Here is a 16,841-nt window from a genome sequence, read left to right as displayed (position 1 = left end):
AGCGAGTCCCCTCATGGCATCTTCTTCATCCGCGGTCGTGTCCGGCCGCGCGGCTCCGCTCGGCCGCTACCCGCATTTCCGGCGGGCCGGTCCCTTCCTGTTCGTGTCCGGGACCAGCTCGCGCCGGCCGGACAACACCCATGCCGGCGTCGAGATCCTGCCGGACGGCGTCCGCCTGGACATCCGCGAGCAGACCCGCGCGGTCATCCAGAACATCGCCGCCATTCTGCAGGAGGCGGGAGCGAGCCTGTCCGATCTGGTCGAGGTGTCCACGTTCCTGGTCGACATGGATGACTTCGCCGGCTACAACGAGGTCTACAACGAGTTCTTCGGCTACGACGGCCCCGCGCGCACGACGGTGGCCGTGCGCCAACTGCCCCATCCCAACCTGCTGATCGAAATCAAGGCCGTGGCCTACGCGCCGCTGGACTAGGAGCAACGGGGCGCGGTGCCGTCGCGCAGCCAGGCCGAGACCTTCCGCACCCACGGGTGGGCCGGGTCCGCCAGTCCCAGCGCCGTGTCGAAATGGCCGTGCTCCGGATAAACCTCGCTCGTCACGCCCGAGGGCTGGCGCGCCAGAGTCTGGGCGGCCAGCAGGTTGCTGGCGATGATGCGCGGAAAATCGCGTTCGCCATGGCTCAGGAAAAAGGGCGTGCGGTTGCCTTCCATCTGGTGCAGGGGGCTGGCCGCCGGCGCATCTTCCGCCTGGGCCAGGAAGACCTCGTAGATGCGCGCTTCTCCGCTGCCCGGTTCGGGCGCGTCGAAGACGAGGTTCAACTGCGAGCTGACGGGAAAGCAGGCCTTGATCGTATCGGGCGGCAGGCCGGCCCGCCGGAGCAGGTCGTGCCTGAGCGTCGCCAGCGCGTACAGGTGCCCGCCGGCCGAATGCCCGCCCACGTGGATGCGATCCGGGCTGCCGCCGTAGTCCGAAATATGGTCGTGGACCCAGCGCAGGGCGGCCACGCAATCGTCCAGCGGAGCGGGAAACCGGACGCCGGGCGCGAGCCGGTACGAGACCGAGACGAAGATGGCCGGCGTAGCGACGATGGCGGGCGCCATCAACCCCATCCATTCCTTGTAGCCATGGCTCCAGGCGCCGCCGTGCGCGAACACCAGCACGGGCAGGCCGTCCAGTGGCTGGTCGGGCTGGTAGACGTCCACCTTCTGCCAGTAGTCGCTGCCGTAGGGCAGGTCCAGCACGCAGCGGGTGCGTCCCGCCGCTTCCCGCGATAGCGCCAGCGCCTGCCGGGCGTAGGTCTCGGCTTCCTCGGGATAGATGGGGGATTGGGCGGGCAGGTCGTCAAAAGCCATGGGATCGTCCAGGATGGGTCACTTGGGAACGAAGCGCGTGGTGAACGCGGCGGGCGGAACGCTGTCCAGGAAGCCGGCGCCCATGACCTCGTTGGACAGGCGCGCGAAGTTCCCCAGGTAGCGGATGTACTCGTCGTTCCAGGTCAGCACGTAGTCGGCGTTCACCCGTTCCTGCAGGATGCGCACGTTGTTGGCGTCGAAGCCGAACTGCTTGCCGTAGGCGACGAATACCTCGGGATGCGTCTTCACGTAGTTCACCGACTCGATCCAGGCGCGGACGAAATTGGCCAGCGCCTCGGGACGGGCCTTCATGAAATCGTCATTGGTCGCATAGCCGGTCCAGAGGAAGTCCTCGCCTACCTTCTCCTTGTAGACGTCGGCCAGGTTGCCGATGGAGCGGAACTTGCCCGAGGCGATTGCCTTGGCCGCCAGCGGATCGAACAGCAGGGCGGCCGAGATCTCCCCCTTTTCCAGCAACGAGGGCAGGAGGCCGGGGCCGGCATACTGCAATTGGCCACCGGTGCCCGGGTCATAGCCGAAATACTTGCTGGTCAGTACCCGCAGCAGCACCGTCGCGGTGCCGGCCGCGCCCGCGTACGAGCCGATGCGCTTGCCCTTGAGGTCGGCCAGCGAACGGATGGGGGAATCCTTGGCGACGAGCACGTCCAGCGAAGCGCCGCGGCCCACCGGATACAGCATCGTCACCGGCACGCCCTTGCTGCGGAATTGGGCGAAGGCCGTCCAGCCGCCGAAGCCGACGTCGACCTGCTTGCCGCGTATCGCGGTGAACAGGCCGTCCAGGGTGGGGTAGACCGAGTACTCCACCTTGAGTCCGTACTTCTTGTCGATGCCCTGGGACACCATGACCCCGGAGGCGATGCCGTTGACCGACTGCGCCAGGTCGCCCAGCCGGATCGTGACCGGTTCGGCGGCCTGCGCGGCCGGATACCAGGTTGCCGCGGCGAGCAGGGCCAGACGGCAAAGTCGAATTGCGAGCGATTTCCACATGCCAGTTCCTTGACGAAGATGATGGGCCGGCCGAGCCGGCGGATACGCCCGGAGCTAGGGCGTGGCAGGCGCCGCGGCTTCCGCGACTTCGAGAAACAGCTTCACCACCCTGCGGTTGATCTCGAAGATCTCGGGGTCGTCGTAGTCCCGCGGCCGGGCTACGTCTATGGGTATTTCCTGCTGCACTTCGCCCTGGGACATCATCAGGATGCGGTCCGACAGGAACGAGGCCTCGTACGAGTTGTGGGTCACGAAGATGATGGTCTTGCCGGTGTCGCGCCAGATGTCCAGCAGGTCCACGCGCAGCCGCCGCGCGGTCAGCTCGTCCAGCCCGCTGAAGGGTTCGTCCATCAGCAGCACGTCGGGTTCGACACACAGCGCGCGCACCAGCGCCAGGCGCTGGCACATGCCGCCCGACATCTGGTGGGGGTAGTGGCCGCGGAACGCATCCAGCCGCGTGAGGTGGAAGTGGCGGTCCTTCAGCTCGGCCCGGCGCGCGGCGGGAATGCGGCAGCTGCGCATGGCGAAGTCCACGTTCTGTTCCGCGGTCAGCCACGGCAGCAGGCGGGGTTCCTGGAACAGATAGCCGATGCGCAGCGGCGGCTTGCCCGCCTTGAACTTGCGGCCGCCCACGTCGATTTCGCCGCTGTAGCGGGGATCGAGGCCGGACAGGATGTTCAGGAAGGTGGACTTGCCGCACCCCGACGGGCCCAGGATGCAGATGAACTCGTTCCTGTGCACAACGAGGTCCAGGCCCTTGAGGACGCGCAGCGGCGCCGCGCCGTCGCGGCCCGGGAATTCCTTGACCAGGTTGCGGACGGAGAAGACGACATCGTTCATAGTTCCACCCTCGGGCGCCAGGAGAAGAGTCGATGCTCGATCGGCTTGAGAATCGCCAGTTCGATGATCAGCATCACGATGGTGAACAGCAGCGTCCACGCCAGCACCTGGGGCATGTCCGCGAGCTGGTACCAGTAGAAGAGCTGGAAGCCGACGCCGTTGGGGCGGCCGATGAGTTCGACCAGCACGGCGATCTTCCAGATGATCCCCAGGCCGAAACGCACCGAGGCCATCACATAGGGCAGTACCTGGGGCAGGACCACGCGCCGGAAGACGGTCCAGCGATCGGCTTCGAACACGCGGGCCATCGCCACCAGCCGGGTGTCGATGTTCTTGACCCCTTCCCACAGGTTGATGGCGATCGAGGGAGCGGCGGTGATGCCGATGGCCACGATGGTGGCCGCCTCGTTCAGCCCCAGCCAGATGAAGCACACCAGCGCGTAGCAGAGGCTGGGGACGGTCAGGCCCACCATCACCCACAGGTCCAGGGCTCGCTCGACCTGCCGGTACAGGCCCATCAGCACGCCGATGGGCACGCCTATCAGCAGCGCCAGCGCGAGGCCGGCGGTCACCCGGGCCAGCGTCATCCACAGGTGGACCAGGACGTTGCCGGCGGCGATGTTCTCCACCAGCGTCTGGAGCGTTAGCAAGGGGCCGGGCAGCACCGAGGCCGTGAAGGCCAGGGACAGCAGCCACCACAGCGCGATCGCCGCGGCGACGGAAACAAGCCTAATCATCATGGGGTTCCTTGGGAGGTCAGGGTGCGATGCCGCGGCTGGCGGACCCCGGCCTTGGCCAGGGCGTGCCCGGCCAGTTCCTCGGCGCGGTCCAGCAGGGCGGTTTCGTCGATCCGGGTCAGGCGGCGGCCCCGCATCAGCCATTCCCCGTCCACCATGGCATCGCGCACGTCCGTGCCCCGCGCGCTGAAGACCAGGGCCGCTTCGAGATCGAAGGCCGGCACCAGGTGGGGCTGGCGCAGGTCGAGCGTGATGAGGTCCGCCTGCTTGCCGCTTTCCAGCGAACCCGTCCGGCGATCCAGGCCGAGCGCGCGCGCCCCTTCGATGGTCGCCATGCGCAGCGCCCGCCGCGCGTCCAGCGCATGGGGATCTCCCGCCGCGGTCTTGGCGGTCGCACAGGCGTACTTCATGCTCTCGAACAGGTCCTGGCCGCAGTTCGCGGCGGGTCCGTTGGTGGCGAGCCCGCAGTTGATGCCGGCTTCGAGGAATGGCGTCAGGGCGGGAAATCCCGTGCCCCAGAAGAGCCGGGTCTGCGGATCGAGAACGACCGAGGTGCCGGTCTCGGCCAGCAGCGCGATCTCGTTGGGGGAAAGGTCCGACACGCCCACCGCCTGCACGTCGGGGCCGAGACAGCCGGTTTCGTGCAGCAGTTCGACGTTGCGCACCGGCCGGCCGTAGTGGCGCTCGATGATGCGGTTGAACTCGCGCGACTCGGCCACGTGCATGTGCAGGCTAATCCCCAGTTCCGTGGCGAGCGCCCGACTGGCGCGCAGCATGGATTCGTCCAGCGTCCACGGCAGCAGCGGGCCGAAGGACAGCCCCAGGCGCCCCTGGGCACGGCCGTGCCAGCGCGCATGCAGGCTGCGCACCCGCTGCGCCTGCTGCGCCGGTGTCTCGACGAATGCCGGATCGAAATGGATCGCCTCGAAGGCACGGGCCACCACGCCGCGAACACCCGTGCCTTCCATGGCGGCGAAGGCGCTGTCTTCCGGCGACACCGAGTCCGACCGGGGGGCGAACAGGTTTTCCACCAGCGTCGTGTTGCCATTCTTCAGGTTCTCGACGCAACCCAGCGTCTGCGCCGCCAGCATGGCCTCGGCATCCAGCGCGCGCATCAGCGGCATCTGCAGGTCCAGCCAGGACAGCAGGTCGGTATTCGTCGCCAGCGTGCGGCCGAAGATCATGCACAGATGCGTGTGGCAGTTGACGAGGCCCGGCATGACCACGTGGCCGGCGGCATCGTGGCGTCGCGCCTCGAGGTCGCGGGGCAGGCCTTCCCGGGGGCCGACATACGCCAGGCGGGAGTCCTCGACCAGCACGCAGCCGCGCTCGTGGATGTCGCCGGCCTGGTTCATGGTCAGGACCACGCCGTTCTCTATCAGTATCCGTGTCATGGCAACTCCGATGGGTCAGGCGGCGGAGGCGCGGCGGGACTGCGTGGCCGAGGCCGCGTCGCTGATGTGGCGCGCGGCGGCCACCACGTGCAGCACGGCCTGTTTCAGCACCTTGTCCTGGAGGCGGAAGGCCGGCGCGGCAAGGGTGATGGCGCCGATCAGCGAACCGGATGGAAAGAAGGCGGGGGCCGATACGCTGCGCACGCCGGCCTCGATCTCGCCATCGCTGATGGCATAGCCCTGCTCGCGTATGGCCGCCAGGGACCGCTCCAGCGCCTGCGGGTCGAAAGGCTTGCCCCCGGGCCGCGCCGCGCGCAGGCGCGGCAGCACGCGCGCGCGTTCCTGTTCTTCCAGGTAGGCCAGGTGGACCTTGGCCGATGAACCCAGGTGCAGCGGCACGTTGCGGACCGGATCGACCGAGACCCGGACGGCTTGCCGGCTTTCCAATGCCACCGTGCAGATGACGCGATCGCCGATGCGCGTGGTGAAGAGCACCGTTTCACCGCTCGTCAGGGCCAGCTCGTGTACGAAGGGCTCGGCGATGGAGGCCGAGGTGCTGGGATCCTCGCAACTGCGCACGAGATTGACGAAGGCGGATCCCAGGCGATAGTTGCCCGCTCCGTCCACGTCCTCGATCAGGCCGCGTTCGCGCAGGATCTGCAGGTAGCGGTAAGTGGAGCTGCGCGAGGTCCCGAACTCCCGGGCGATGGCTTGCGCGGAATGGACGGCGCCAGGGGTGACGAACGACAGCCAGATGTCGATGATGCGTTCGAACGACGGGTAATGCTCCACACCTTCTGCCTGGATCGCCATGATCGCTCCCTGCTGAGTCCGGCTATATCGGACAAGGTGTGTCTCATTATAGGAATGCGTTTTCGTCCCTCAACGGCCAGTCCAGCCATGAGGGAATCCGGTGCTCCTATGAGGGAAACTCCCAGGCTCTAGGCCCGTCGCTGCGATCCGATCGTGGCTACCCAAGCCACGCACCAGCCGATCGCGATGCCCAGGCTGTCCGCGAACAGGTCCGCCCATTCCGCTGACCGGTCGGGTGTCATGGATTGCAGGATCTCGATCAGCGCGCCATAGGCCAGGAGGCCCAGCAGGCGCGGCCACGCGGGGCCGGGATAGGCGAAGCGCGCCAGCGCGGCCAGCACGCCGAAGCCCAGCAGGTGATTGGTCTTGTCCCACCCCGTGGTGGGCAGGGGAGTGGCGGAAGGCAGGAGGGATAGCGCGAGTATCCCCAGCAGGGCCGCCCAGAACAGCGGCTTCCATCCGCCGAAGGCGGTCAGGCGTAGATTCATCGGTGTCCGAAGTAGGCGAAGGGCGGGGAAGCTTCCCCGCCCGCCATTATCGCCGTGCTTCGAGAACGCCCGGTGTCAGTTCGTTTCTTTTTCCAGCAGGTGCCGGTAGATCAGTCCGCCGATCGCGCCGCCGACCAGCGGCACGAGCCAGAATACCCACAGCTGTTCCAGCGCCCAGCTGCCCTGGTACACGGCCACGCCGGTGCTGCGGGCGGGGTTGACCGAGGTGTTGGTGACCGGGATGCTGATCAGGTGGATGAGGGTGAGCGTCAGGCCGATGGCCAGCGGCGCCATGCCGGCGGGCGCGCGCTTGTCGGTCGCGCCGTGGATCACGATCAGGAAGAAGGCCGTCAGCACCAGTTCGCAGACGACCGCCGCGGCCAGCGTATAGCCGCCGGGGGAGTGTTCGCCGTAGCCGTTGGAGGCGAAGCCGGCGCTGGCATCGAAGCCCGCCTTGCCGCTGGCGATCAGGTACAGGACCCCGCCGGCGGCGAGGCCGCCCACGACCTGGGCGATGATGTAGGGCACGGCGTCCTTGGCCGGGAGACGGCCGCCGGCGACCAGGCCTACCGTGACCGCCGGGTTGAAGTGCCCGCCGGAGATGTGTCCGACCGCGTAGGCCATGGTTACCACCGTCAGGCCGAAGGCCAGCGCGACGCCGGCGAATCCTATGCCCAGCTCCGGAAACGCCGCGGCCAGGACCGCGCTGCCGCAGCCACCCAATACCAGCCAGAACGTACCCAGGAATTCCGCGCAAAGCTTTTTGCTCATATATCCCCCATGTCGTGCAATGGTCGAGTAGCACGCGGAGCATGCTCCCACTGCGTTTCGTGCGCAATCGCGCCGTGATTCTATGAGGCATTTGCGCAACGCATGGCGCGGTGTTTGGGTTTGTTTAGCGTGCGGCCGTCAGGAGGCGGGCGCGGTCTCCATGGCCTGGAGGGCGTCGAGCACGTTGCGCTCGGTGCCGCCGATGTGACGGCGCAGCAGTTCGACCGCGCGGTCGGTGTCGCGCGCCAGCACCGCGTCGACGATGCGCTGGTGTTCGTCGTTCTTGCTGCGGTCGGTCTGTCGGTGGCGGGCCGAGAAGCGGCGGAAACGCTCCGCCTGGTCGAACAGGTTCTCGACCAGCCCCAGCAGCAGCGGCGAACTGCAAGCCGAATAGATGCCCAGGTGCAGGGATCGATGGCGGTCGGACCAGTCGTCGTCCAGCACCACGGGGCCGGACGCCAGGCGCTTTTCGACCAGGGCCAGGTTGTGGTGGGCCGCCACGACCCGGCCTTCCCAGAGGTCGTCGCCGTGTTCGATGGCGTCGCGCAGGGTCTCGGTTTCGATCATCAGCCGCAGGCGGGTCAGGTCGCGCATCGCGTCGGCATGGATGGGCGCGACGCGAAAGCCGCGGTTCTCCAGCGTCCGGACCAATCCCTGCTGCACCAGCCGGCTCAGGGCTTCCCGCAGCGGACTGCTGCTGAGCCCGAAGCGACGTTGCAGTTCTTCCACGCGCAGGCGCTGTCCCGGCTCGAAGTCGCCGCGCACGATGGCCCGGCGCAGGGCGAGATAAGCCTGCTCGGTCAGCGGCAGCGCCTCGGCGGCGGGGGTCTCCTGGATCATGCGGCGACTATGCCAGAAACGGATGTTGCGCACAAACCGAGTTTTATGCATAATAAATAAAAATATGCATAAAAAAGGAGCATGCATGCGATTCGTTTCTTTCCTCAGGAATGGGCGGGCCGGCTACGGCGTGGTCAAGGACGGCGGCATCGTGGAGCTGGGGGGGCGGCTGGACGCTCCCGACCTGCGCACGCTGCTGGCGCGCGGCATGCAGGATCAGGCCCGGGCGCTGTCGGCGCGGCTGGCGGCGGATTGCTCGCTGGCCGAGGTCCAGTTGATGCCCGTCATTCCCGAGCCCAGCAAGATCATCTGCGTGGGCATCAACTACGTGGCCCATGCCGCCGAGGCCGGCCGCACGGTCGGCAAGCATCCGGTCATCTTCCACCGGTTCGCCGACACTCTGATCGGCGCCGGGCAGCCGCTCCGGCGGCCCCGCGTGTCGGACCAGTTCGACTACGAGGGCGAACTGGCCGTGGTGATCGGCAAGGGCGGACGTCATATCGCGCCCGGCGACGCCATGTCCCATGTCGCGGGCTACACCATCTTCAACGACGCGTCGGTGCGCGACTGGCAGTTCCACACCCATCAATACGGCATGGGCAAGAACTTCGCCGCCAGCGGGCCGCTCGGTCCCTGGATGGTGACGGCCGACGAGATCGCCGACTACCGCGAGCTGGAGCTGCGCACCTACGTGAACGGCGAACAAGTCCAGGAAGGCCGGCTCGACGAGCTCGCCTTCGACATTCCCCATCTGATCGCCTATGTCTCGCAGGCGCTGCCCTGGAATCCGGGCGACATCCTGGCGACCGGCACGCCCAGCGGCATAGGCTTCAAGCGCACGCCGCCGCTGTTGCTCAAGCAGGGGGACAGCGTGCGCATCGAAGTGACCCGGATCGGAGAACTGGTGAACCCGGTCATGGACGAGTAGCGCCCCCGGGGCGCCGTCCGCGCAGCCGGCGCCCGATCCATTCCTACAAGAACCAGGAGGAGACATCATGCGCATGTGGAGATGGGTGGCGGCGGGCGCTTGCCTGGCCGCCGCGGGGACCGCGCACGCCGGCGATTTCCCGCAGCCGGGGCAGGCCGTGCGCATCGTGCATGGCTACGCGGCGGGCGGCAACGCCGACATCATTTCCCGGGTGGTCGGCCAGGAGCTGTCCAGGAACCTGGGCGTACCCGTCGTGATCGAGCCGCGCACGGGCGCGGGCGGCAACATCGCCTCGCAGTCGGTGGCGAAGTCGGCGCCCGACGGCCATACGCTGGTCATGCTCATGGGCGGCCACAGCGTGGCAGGCGCGCTGAGCGACAAGCTGGGCTTCGATCCGGTCAACGATTTCTCGATGATCTCGACCGTGATGGATTTTCCGTTCTTCATCATGGTCAAGCGCGATGCGCCTTACCGGAACATGGACGACCTGCTGCAAGCGATGAAGCGGCGCAGCGGCGGCGTCACGTACGGATCGGCCGGCGTGGGCACGACCCAGCACCTGACGGGCGAACTGCTGGCCGCGCAGGCGGGCGTGCCGCTGCTGCACGTACCCTATCGCGGCGGCGCCGCGGCGCTGACCGGCCTGCTGGGCGGAGAAGTGGATTTCGTCATCGACACGGCCACCGTGGCCGTGCCGCAGCTCAAGGCCGGGACCGTACGCGTGCTGGCCGTCACTAGCCGCGAGCGCTGGAGTGGCCTGAAGGACGTGCCGACGCTGGACGAGTCGGGCTTCGCGGGTTTCGACGTCAGTTCGTGGGCGGGCCTGGCCGCGCCGGCCAGGACGCCGGCCGCCGTGGTGGACCGCCTGAACGCCGAGTTGCGCAAGGCGCTGGCGGCGCCCGAGGTGCAGTCCCGGCTGGAACAGATGGGCGGCGCGGTCGCGCCAAGTTCGCCGGATGCGATGAAGCGCCGCATCGCCGGCGAGATCGACCGCTACCTGGCCGTGGCCAGGGACAAGAACATACCCCGGCTCTAAACTGCGGCCACTCCTAGACTCCAAGGCATGGAACCGTGAAACTCGTACAGATCCACCAGCCCGGCGGGCCCGACGCGCTCGTCATCGCCAACGTGCCGGCGCCCGTGCCCGGGCCGGGCCAGGTCCGCGTCGCGGCGCGCGCCATCGGCGTGGGCCGCCCCGACGTGCTGATGCGCAACGGCACCTATAAATGGATGCCGCCGCTGCCGGCGACGCCGGGGGGCGAGATGGCCGGCGTGATCGACGCGGTGGGCGAAGGCGTCGCGCCGGAACTGGCCGGCCGGCGCGTGCTGGTCAGCGCGCGGGAACTGGTCCAGCGCGGCGGCTGCTATGCCGAAGCGATCTGCGTGCCGGCCGATGCGCCGTTCGAACTGCCGGCGGCGATCTCCTTCGAGGCCGCGCTCAGCCTGCCCAATTTCCTGATGGCCGATGCGCTGCTGAATCGCTGCAACCCCGGTGTACGGGCGCGCCGCGTCCTGCTGACCGGCGCCGCCGGCGGCGTGGCCTCGGCCGTGATCCAGCTGGCCCGGCTGCAGGGCAGCGAGGTCATCGGCGTGGTCAGTTCCGACGAGAAGGCGGCCTTCGCCACCGCCATGGGGGCCGCGCACGTGATCGATCGCCTGCGGGAGTCCATCCCGGAGCGCGTCATGGCGCTGACCGGCGGCGAAGGCGTGGACCTGGCCCTGGATCACATCGGCGCGGGCATCCTGGTGGACTGCCTGCACGCGCTGGCTCCCTTCGGCATGGCTGTGTCCTACAACATCGTGGGCGGACCGCCGCAGCCGGAGATTTTCGGGGAGCTGCGCAAGCTGGTGGGCCGCAGCCTGGCCTTGCGCTGTTTCTCCATCCATAGCTTCGACCACGATCGCGCCACGCGGCGCGCCTCCACGGAAGGCCTGATCGGCCTGTTGGCCGAAGGGCGCATCACGCCGCCCGCGGCCACCCGCATGCCGCTGGACGCCGTCCGGGATGCCCATCGCATCCTCGACGCCGGCGAAACCATAGGCAAGATCATCCTGATCCCCTGACACCCTAGGAATCCTCATGCCGCTCGTTGCCGTTCGCAAGACCCAGTTGTCCATCGAAACCATCCTGCACGAACGCGGCCCCGCGGCGGCGACGCCGCTGCGGGTGGGCACGGCGCTGGCCGTGGTCGCCAACCCCTACGCAGGCCGCTACGAGCCCGACCTGCTGCCCTTCATGCAGGCGCTGCGCGAGCTGGGGCGCAACCTGTCGCGCCAGTTGGCCGACGCGTTGGGCGGGGCCGCGAACGTGCAAGCCTATGGCAAGGGCGCGATCGTGGGCGAGGATGGTGAACTGGAACACGGCGCCGTCTGGCACGAGGCGGGAGGCTGGGCCATGCGCGAAGTGCTGGGCGAGCGCAAGGCCATCGTGCCCGCCGCCAAGACCATCGGCCACGCGGGAACGCGGCTGATGATCCCGCTGGGCCATACCCAGGCAGCCTTCGTGCGCAGCCATTTCGGCGTGGCCGAGATGACCCTGTGGGATGCACCGCGGCGCGACGAGATCCTGTTCGGCCTGGCGATGGCCACGGGAGGGCGCGTCCATGCGCGGCTGGGCGGGCTGGCTGCCCGGGACGTACAGGGCCACGACGGCCTGCGCTGACGATGGACGGATAAGGGAGAAACCCATGGCGGTATCGGCATTGCCCAGCTTGTCCCATTTCGGCATCTACGTGCACGACGTGGAGCGCATGGTGGCTTTCTACACGCGGGTGTTCGGCCTGAAGGAGACCGACCGGGGCGAGGGATCCACGTTCCGCAACACCCTGGTCTTCCTGAGCGCGCGGCCCGAGCAGCACCATCAGCTCGTGCTGGCATCGGGCCGGCCCGCGGACGCTACCTTCAGCACCGTGATGCAGATGTCGTTCAAGGTGCCGGCCATCGACGACCTGCGGCGCATCCACCGCGATGCCCTGGCCCAGGGCGCGACCGGCATGCGCGGCCTGAACCACGGCAACGCGCTGTCCATCTATTTTTCGGACATCGAGGGCAATACCGTCGAGGTCTATATGGATACTCCCTACCACGTGGCCCAGCCGCATGGCGATCCGCTCGACCTGGACCTGCCCGATTCCGTGCTGCTGGAGCAGACCGAACGCCTGTGCCGGCAGGACCCGACCTTCATGCCGCGCGAGGAATGGGAGCGTCGCTTCGTCGCGTCGCTGGGCTAGGCCGCGGGCCCGGGTGTCAATGCTGGCAGCCGGGGTATTACCTTATGGGAAGGAGGGGCAGGCTACTATGGCGGCCATCTGCAATACCGCACGTTCCAGGAGCGAAACATGCCCCAAGCCCCCATGCGCCTTCCCGTCTACATGGACTACAGCGCCACGACGCCGGTCGATCCGCGCGTCGTCGACGCCATGGTGCCCTATCTGTACGAGAAGTTCGGCAATCCCGCCTCGCGCAGCCACGCCTATGGCTGGGAGGCCGAGGAAGCGGTCGAGGCCGCGCGCGGCCACGTCGCGGCGCTGCTGAACGCCGATCCGCGCGAGATCGTCTGGACCTCGGGCGCCACCGAAGGCAACAACCTCGCCATCAAGGGCGCGGCGAATTTCTACGCCGAGCGCGGCAAACACATCATTACCGTCAAGACCGAGCACAAGGCGGTCCTGGACACCTTCCGCGAACTCGAGCGCCAGGGCTTCGAGGCCACCTACCTGGACGTGGACGAGGACGGCCTGCTGCCGCTCGAGCGCCTGGAGGCGGCCATCCGCCCCGACACCATCCTGGTCTCGGTCATGCTGGTCAACAACGAGATCGGCGTGATCCAGGACGTGGAAGCCATCGGCAAGCTCTGTCGCGAGCGCGGCGTGCTGTATCACTGCGACGCCGTGCAGGGCGCGGGCAAGGTACCCATCGATGTCCAGTCCTTCCCGGTCGACCTGTTGACGGTGACCGCGCACAAGCTCTACGGCCCCAAGGGCATCGGCGCCCTGTACGTGCGGCGCAAGCCGCGGGTGCGCATCGAGGCGCAGATGCACGGCGGCGGCCACGAGCGCGGCATGCGCTCGGGCACGCTGGCCACGCATCAGATCGTCGGCATGGGCGAAGCCTTCCGCCTGGCCAGGCTGGAAATGCAGCTGGAGTCGGCGCGCGTCGGCAAGCTGCGCGACCGGCTGCTGGCGGGACTGTCCGAGATGCAGGAAGTCTATGTGAACGGCAGCCTCGAACACCGCGTGCCGCACAACCTCAACATGAGCTTCAACTTCGTCGAAGGCGAGTCGCTCATCATGGCGATCAAGGACGTCGCCGTCTCGTCGGGGTCGGCCTGCACCTCGGCGTCGCTGGAGCCTTCCTTCGTGCTGCGCGCCCTGGGCCGCAGCGACGAACTGGCACACAGCTCCATCCGCTTCACGCTGGGCCGCTTCACCACCGAGCAGGAAGTCGATTTCGTCGTCGATCTGATCAAGGGCAAGGTCGCCAAGCTGCGCGAGCTCAGCCCGCTGTGGGAGATGTACCAGGACGGCGTGGACCTGAGCACCATCCAGTGGGCCGCCCACTAAGGGACGAGACCGGAACGGCGGGGCCGCCGTTTCGCGTGCCGAAATAACCGAAGAAAGCCCGTCACGCCGCGGTCCGGCGGGGCTATGCTGCGCGGATCCGTTTGTTTCCGGCCGCGCAGCGCGGCCTTCCGCCATGTCCGATCCTTCCGCTTCCGGCGCCCGGCGCGCCCTGTCCGGCATTCGTGTCCTCGATCTCACCTCGGCGGTGGTCGGGCCGTATGCCGCCAAGATCATGGCCGACCACGGCGCCGACGTGATCAAGGTCGAGGCGGCCGACGGCGACGTCATCCGCTGGATTGCCGGGCCTTCCCCCACGCCCGGCATGTCGGGCAAGTTCATGCACCTGAACCGGGGCAAGCGCAGCATCGTGCTCGACCTGAAGCAGCCGCGCGGCCGCGAGGCCGTGATGCGGCTGGTCGCGCGCGCCGACGTGCTGCTGATCAACATGCGCCCGCAGGCGGTCGAGCGCCTGGGGCTGGACTACGGCAGCGTGGCGCGCGCCAACCCCCGGCTGGTGTATTGCGCGATGGTGGGCTTCGGCCCGGGGCCGTACCGCGACACGCCCGCCTACGATTCCATCATCCAGGGCGGGGCGGGCGTGGCCGCGCTGTCCGAGATGGCGACCGGCCAGCCGCGCTACGTGCCCTACGTCGTGGCCGACCGCACCGTGGGCCTGATGGCGCTCAATGCCGTCATGATGGCGCTGTTCCAGCGCGAGCGCACCGGCGAAGGCCAGTGCGTGGAAGTGCCCATGTTCGAGAACATGGCGGCCCTGATGCTGAGCGAGCATCTGTACGGCGCGACCTTCGAGCCGCCGCTGTCTCCGCCCGGCGACCTGCGCCTGATCGATCCGCAGGCCAGTCCCGTCAAGACGTCGGACGGCTACGTCTGCCTGACGACCAACACCGATGCCCAGGCCTTCGCGCTGATGCGCGCCATGGGGCATCCCGAGATGCAGACCGATCCGCGCTTCAGTACCAAGCAGGCCCGCGCCGCCCATAGCCGCGAGTACTTCGGCATCCGGGCCGAGGCGATCGCTCGCCGCACGACCGCCGAGTGGCTGGCCCTGCTGAAGGAAGCGGACATTCCGGCCATGCCCTACAACACGCTGGACAGCCTGCGCTCGGATCCGCACATCGTGGCTTCCGGCCTGCTGCGCGAAGTCGATCATCCCACCGAGGGGAAGATGTGGGACCTGGCCGATCCCACCCGCATGAGCGGCCGGGACGACGCGCCATCCCGGCCGGCGCCCAAGCTGGGCGAACACGGCGCCGAGATCCTGGCCGAGGCGGGTTATTCGCCGGAAGAGATCGAGGCGTTGGCCGGCACCGGCGCGCTGGGGCCTTCGTCGGCCTGATCCATGTGCCGCAGCGGCGCATGGGCCGCCAGGATCTCCAGGGCGGTCTGCCGCAGGATGGGGATGTGGCGGTCCAGGAAGTCCCGGGTCATCGTGGAGCCGAAGGTGGTCATGCTCAGCACGGCCAGCAGTTCGCCGTCCTCGGCCACCGGCACGGCGCAGGTCGCGCTTTCCCACTCCGCGGTGGGTTGCCGGACCGCGTAGCCGCGGGCCCGCGTGGCGTCCAGGACGGCCTGGAGTTCCGCCGGGGCTCCCTCGGGCAGCAGGAAGCGCCGTTCGGGTTCGGAACAGAAGGCCAGGTAGGCCAGCCCGACCGAGGATTGCGTCATCGGATGGCGGCGCCCGTACGTGGTGGGCAGGTAGGCCAGGGGGCTGTAGGGCATGGTGCTGTAGCGCACGGCCATGCGGTCGCCGTCCAGGGTCGACAGCCCCAGCGGCCACTTGATCCGGCGCGTGGTCCGGATCATGCAGGGAATGGCCGCGTCCACGATCAGCAGCCGTTCCGAGCAGCCGTCGCTCAGGTCGCGTACCTTGCCGGTCAATTGATAGCTGCCGCGGGCGTCGACCTCGCGTACATAGCCTTCATCCCGCAGCGTTTCCAGGATGCGGAAGACGGTGGGCTTGGGCAGGCCCGTGTCCCGGTGCAGGTCCGCCAGCGTGGAATGCATGCGCGCGTTCATCGCGCGCAATACCGCCAGTCCCCGGGAGATGGACCGTATCATCGCCGCGGTTCCTTCAGGTCCGGGCGTGGCGGTCAGGCATCGGCGCGAGGAGAATAGCGGGAGGCGGGCGGGCGTTCGAAGATCAGGTCCCATACGCCGTGGCCCAGCCGCAGGCCGCGGGTCTCGAACTTGGTCTGCGGCCGCCAGGCCGGGCGCTCGGCATAGCCTTCGCAGGTATTGCACAACTGCGACTCGCCGCTCAGCACTTCCAGCATCTGTTCGGCATACGGCTGCCAGTCGGTCGCGCAATGCAGATAGGCGCCAGGCGCCAGGCGGCTGGCCAGCAGCTCGATGAAGGCGGGCTGGATCAGGCGCCGCTTGTGGTGCCGCTTCTTGGGCCAGGGATCGGGAAAGTAGATGTGCACGCCCGCCAGCGAGGCCGGCGGAATCATGTCGCGCATGACTTCCACCGCGTCGTGCTGGACGATGCGCACGTTGCGCAGGCCCGAATCCTCGATGCGCCGGAGCATGGCGCCCACGCCGGCGTTGAACACTTCCACGCCCAGGAAGTTGCGCTCGGGCTGGGCCAGGGCGATCCGCTCGGTGGTCTCGCCCATGCCGAAGCCGATCTCCAGCACGGTGGGCGCCTCGCGGCCGAACACCTGGGCGAACGAGATGTGGCGGTCCGTGTAGGGCAGGGACCAGGTGTCGGTCAGGGTCTCGAGCGCTTCTTTCTGGCTGAGCGTGATGTGGCCGCGGCGGTGGACGAAGCTGCGGATGTGGGTGCCCGGCCGCGTGGCCTTGGGCAGTTCGCCGCCGGCCAGGGCCGGATCGGCCGGAATGGGCAGGGCGGGAGAAGGAGTGGTCATGTTCATCGTGATCCTAGCCTCCGCCGACGGCGACGACGATTTCGAGCCGGTCGCCATTGGCGATGAGGGTGTGCTGGTGCGCGCTGCGCGGGACGATCTCGCCGTTGCGCTCGATGGCCACGCGCTTGCCCGCGTAGCCCAGCGCCTGGATCAGATCGGCCACCGAGGAGGCTGCCTCGATGGTGCGCGGTTCCCCGTTCAATACGATATTCATGGCCGGGATTTTAGTCGGTCTCGGGCCGGTGGTGCGGCAAGCTCCGC

General features: G+C 68.2%; 20 protein-coding genes. 8 read left to right on the top strand and 12 right to left on the bottom strand.

The window, feature by feature from the left end; genetic code table 11:
- Positions 1-13: 13 nt before the first annotated feature.
- Positions 14-433, top strand: a complete 420-nt coding sequence (locus EGT29_RS21575) for a RidA family protein (protein WP_124690911.1) — start codon at positions 14-16, stop codon at positions 431-433.
- Here EGT29_RS21575 and EGT29_RS21570 read toward each other — a convergent pair.
- The 9 genes from EGT29_RS21570 to EGT29_RS21530 all read right to left on the bottom strand — a co-directional run bounded on the left by EGT29_RS21570 (position 430) and on the right by EGT29_RS21530 (position 8,202).
- A complete protein-coding gene (locus EGT29_RS21570) occupies positions 430-1,311 on the bottom strand; it encodes an alpha/beta hydrolase (protein WP_124690910.1) in 882 nt (293 codons plus the stop codon). The two genes, EGT29_RS21575 and EGT29_RS21570, sit on opposite strands and share 4 nt — an antisense overlap.
- A gap of 18 nt (positions 1,312-1,329) precedes the next feature.
- Positions 1,330-2,319, bottom strand: coding sequence for an ABC transporter substrate-binding protein (locus EGT29_RS21565; protein WP_124690909.1), 990 nt, complete (start codon positions 2,317-2,319; stop codon positions 1,330-1,332).
- A 54-nt stretch (positions 2,320-2,373) separates the two neighbouring features.
- A complete protein-coding gene (locus tag EGT29_RS21560) occupies positions 2,374-3,159 on the bottom strand; it encodes an ABC transporter ATP-binding protein (protein WP_124690908.1) in 786 nt (261 codons plus the stop codon).
- Complete coding sequence (locus tag EGT29_RS21555; RefSeq protein WP_161567908.1) at positions 3,156-3,899, bottom strand: ABC transporter permease; 744 nt, start codon at positions 3,897-3,899, stop codon at positions 3,156-3,158. Before EGT29_RS21555 ends, EGT29_RS21560 begins: the two co-directional genes overlap by 4 nt.
- The gene (locus EGT29_RS21550) at positions 3,896-5,290 is read right to left on the bottom strand and encodes an amidohydrolase family protein (RefSeq protein ID WP_124690906.1); all 1,395 of its coding nucleotides are present in this window, start codon (positions 5,288-5,290) and stop codon (positions 3,896-3,898) included. Before EGT29_RS21550 ends, EGT29_RS21555 begins: the two co-directional genes overlap by 4 nt.
- Positions 5,291-5,305: 15 nt before the next feature.
- Positions 5,306-6,103, bottom strand: coding sequence for an IclR family transcriptional regulator (locus EGT29_RS21545; protein ID WP_124690905.1), 798 nt, complete (start codon positions 6,101-6,103; stop codon positions 5,306-5,308).
- Between the two features lie 128 nt (positions 6,104-6,231).
- Entirely contained in the window at positions 6,232-6,591 is a 360-nt protein-coding gene (locus tag EGT29_RS21540) for a VanZ family protein (RefSeq protein ID WP_124690904.1), read from the bottom strand.
- Positions 6,592-6,666: 75 nt separating this feature from the next.
- Positions 6,667-7,362: an aquaporin Z gene (gene aqpZ / locus EGT29_RS21535; protein WP_124690903.1), complete on the bottom strand. Its 696-nt coding sequence runs from the start codon at positions 7,360-7,362 to the stop codon at positions 6,667-6,669.
- A gap of 138 nt (positions 7,363-7,500) precedes the next feature.
- Positions 7,501-8,202 (bottom strand): GntR family transcriptional regulator, encoded by a 702-nt coding sequence (locus EGT29_RS21530; RefSeq protein ID WP_124690902.1) that lies wholly within the window; start codon positions 8,200-8,202, stop codon positions 7,501-7,503.
- 85 nt (positions 8,203-8,287) lie between these two features.
- Between EGT29_RS21530 and EGT29_RS21525 the strand changes: the two genes are divergently transcribed.
- The 7 genes from EGT29_RS21525 to EGT29_RS21495 all read left to right on the top strand — a co-directional run bounded on the left by EGT29_RS21525 (position 8,288) and on the right by EGT29_RS21495 (position 15,049).
- Entirely contained in the window at positions 8,288-9,130 is an 843-nt protein-coding gene (locus EGT29_RS21525) for a fumarylacetoacetate hydrolase family protein (RefSeq protein WP_124690901.1), read from the top strand.
- 67 nt (positions 9,131-9,197) lie between these two features.
- Positions 9,198-10,166 carry a tripartite tricarboxylate transporter substrate binding protein gene (locus EGT29_RS21520; RefSeq protein WP_238160161.1) on the top strand — a complete coding sequence of 323 codons (969 nt, stop codon included), beginning with the start codon at positions 9,198-9,200 and terminating at the stop codon, positions 10,164-10,166.
- 35 nt (positions 10,167-10,201) lie between these two features.
- Positions 10,202-11,194: a zinc-dependent alcohol dehydrogenase family protein gene (locus EGT29_RS21515; protein WP_124690900.1), complete on the top strand. Its 993-nt coding sequence runs from the start codon at positions 10,202-10,204 to the stop codon at positions 11,192-11,194.
- A gap of 16 nt (positions 11,195-11,210) precedes the next feature.
- Positions 11,211-11,792: an amino acid synthesis family protein gene (locus EGT29_RS21510; protein ID WP_124690899.1), complete on the top strand. Its 582-nt coding sequence runs from the start codon at positions 11,211-11,213 to the stop codon at positions 11,790-11,792.
- A 25-nt stretch (positions 11,793-11,817) separates the two neighbouring features.
- The gene (locus EGT29_RS21505; protein WP_124690898.1) at positions 11,818-12,360 is read left to right on the top strand and encodes a VOC family protein; all 543 of its coding nucleotides are present in this window, start codon (positions 11,818-11,820) and stop codon (positions 12,358-12,360) included.
- A gap of 108 nt (positions 12,361-12,468) precedes the next feature.
- On the top strand, positions 12,469-13,692 hold the full coding sequence (locus tag EGT29_RS21500) for an IscS subfamily cysteine desulfurase (protein ID WP_305037037.1): 1,224 nt from the start codon (positions 12,469-12,471) through the stop codon (positions 13,690-13,692).
- A gap of 133 nt (positions 13,693-13,825) precedes the next feature.
- Complete coding sequence (locus tag EGT29_RS21495; protein WP_124690897.1) at positions 13,826-15,049, top strand: CaiB/BaiF CoA-transferase family protein; 1,224 nt, start codon at positions 13,826-13,828, stop codon at positions 15,047-15,049.
- Here EGT29_RS21495 and EGT29_RS21490 read toward each other — a convergent pair.
- Genes EGT29_RS21490 through thiS form a run of 3 tightly spaced genes read right to left on the bottom strand, consistent with a single transcriptional unit; the run spans position 14,986 to position 16,794 of the window.
- On the bottom strand, positions 14,986-15,771 hold the full coding sequence (locus tag EGT29_RS21490; protein WP_161567907.1) for a helix-turn-helix domain-containing protein: 786 nt from the start codon (positions 15,769-15,771) through the stop codon (positions 14,986-14,988). The two genes, EGT29_RS21495 and EGT29_RS21490, sit on opposite strands and share 64 nt — an antisense overlap.
- A gap of 32 nt (positions 15,772-15,803) precedes the next feature.
- The gene (gene trmB, locus EGT29_RS21485) at positions 15,804-16,580 is read right to left on the bottom strand and encodes a tRNA (guanosine(46)-N7)-methyltransferase TrmB (RefSeq protein WP_370282526.1); all 777 of its coding nucleotides are present in this window, start codon (positions 16,578-16,580) and stop codon (positions 15,804-15,806) included.
- A gap of 13 nt (positions 16,581-16,593) precedes the next feature.
- Complete coding sequence (thiS, locus tag EGT29_RS21480) at positions 16,594-16,794, bottom strand: sulfur carrier protein ThiS (protein ID WP_124690894.1); 201 nt, start codon at positions 16,792-16,794, stop codon at positions 16,594-16,596.
- Between the last annotated feature and the right edge of the window lie 47 nt (positions 16,795-16,841).

Source organism: Pigmentiphaga sp. H8 (assembly GCF_003854895.1).
Classification (GTDB): Bacteria; Pseudomonadota; Gammaproteobacteria; order Burkholderiales; family Burkholderiaceae_B; genus Pigmentiphaga.
Note: the sequence above shows the minus strand (reverse complement) of the source record. Positions and strands in the feature narration are given on the sequence as shown.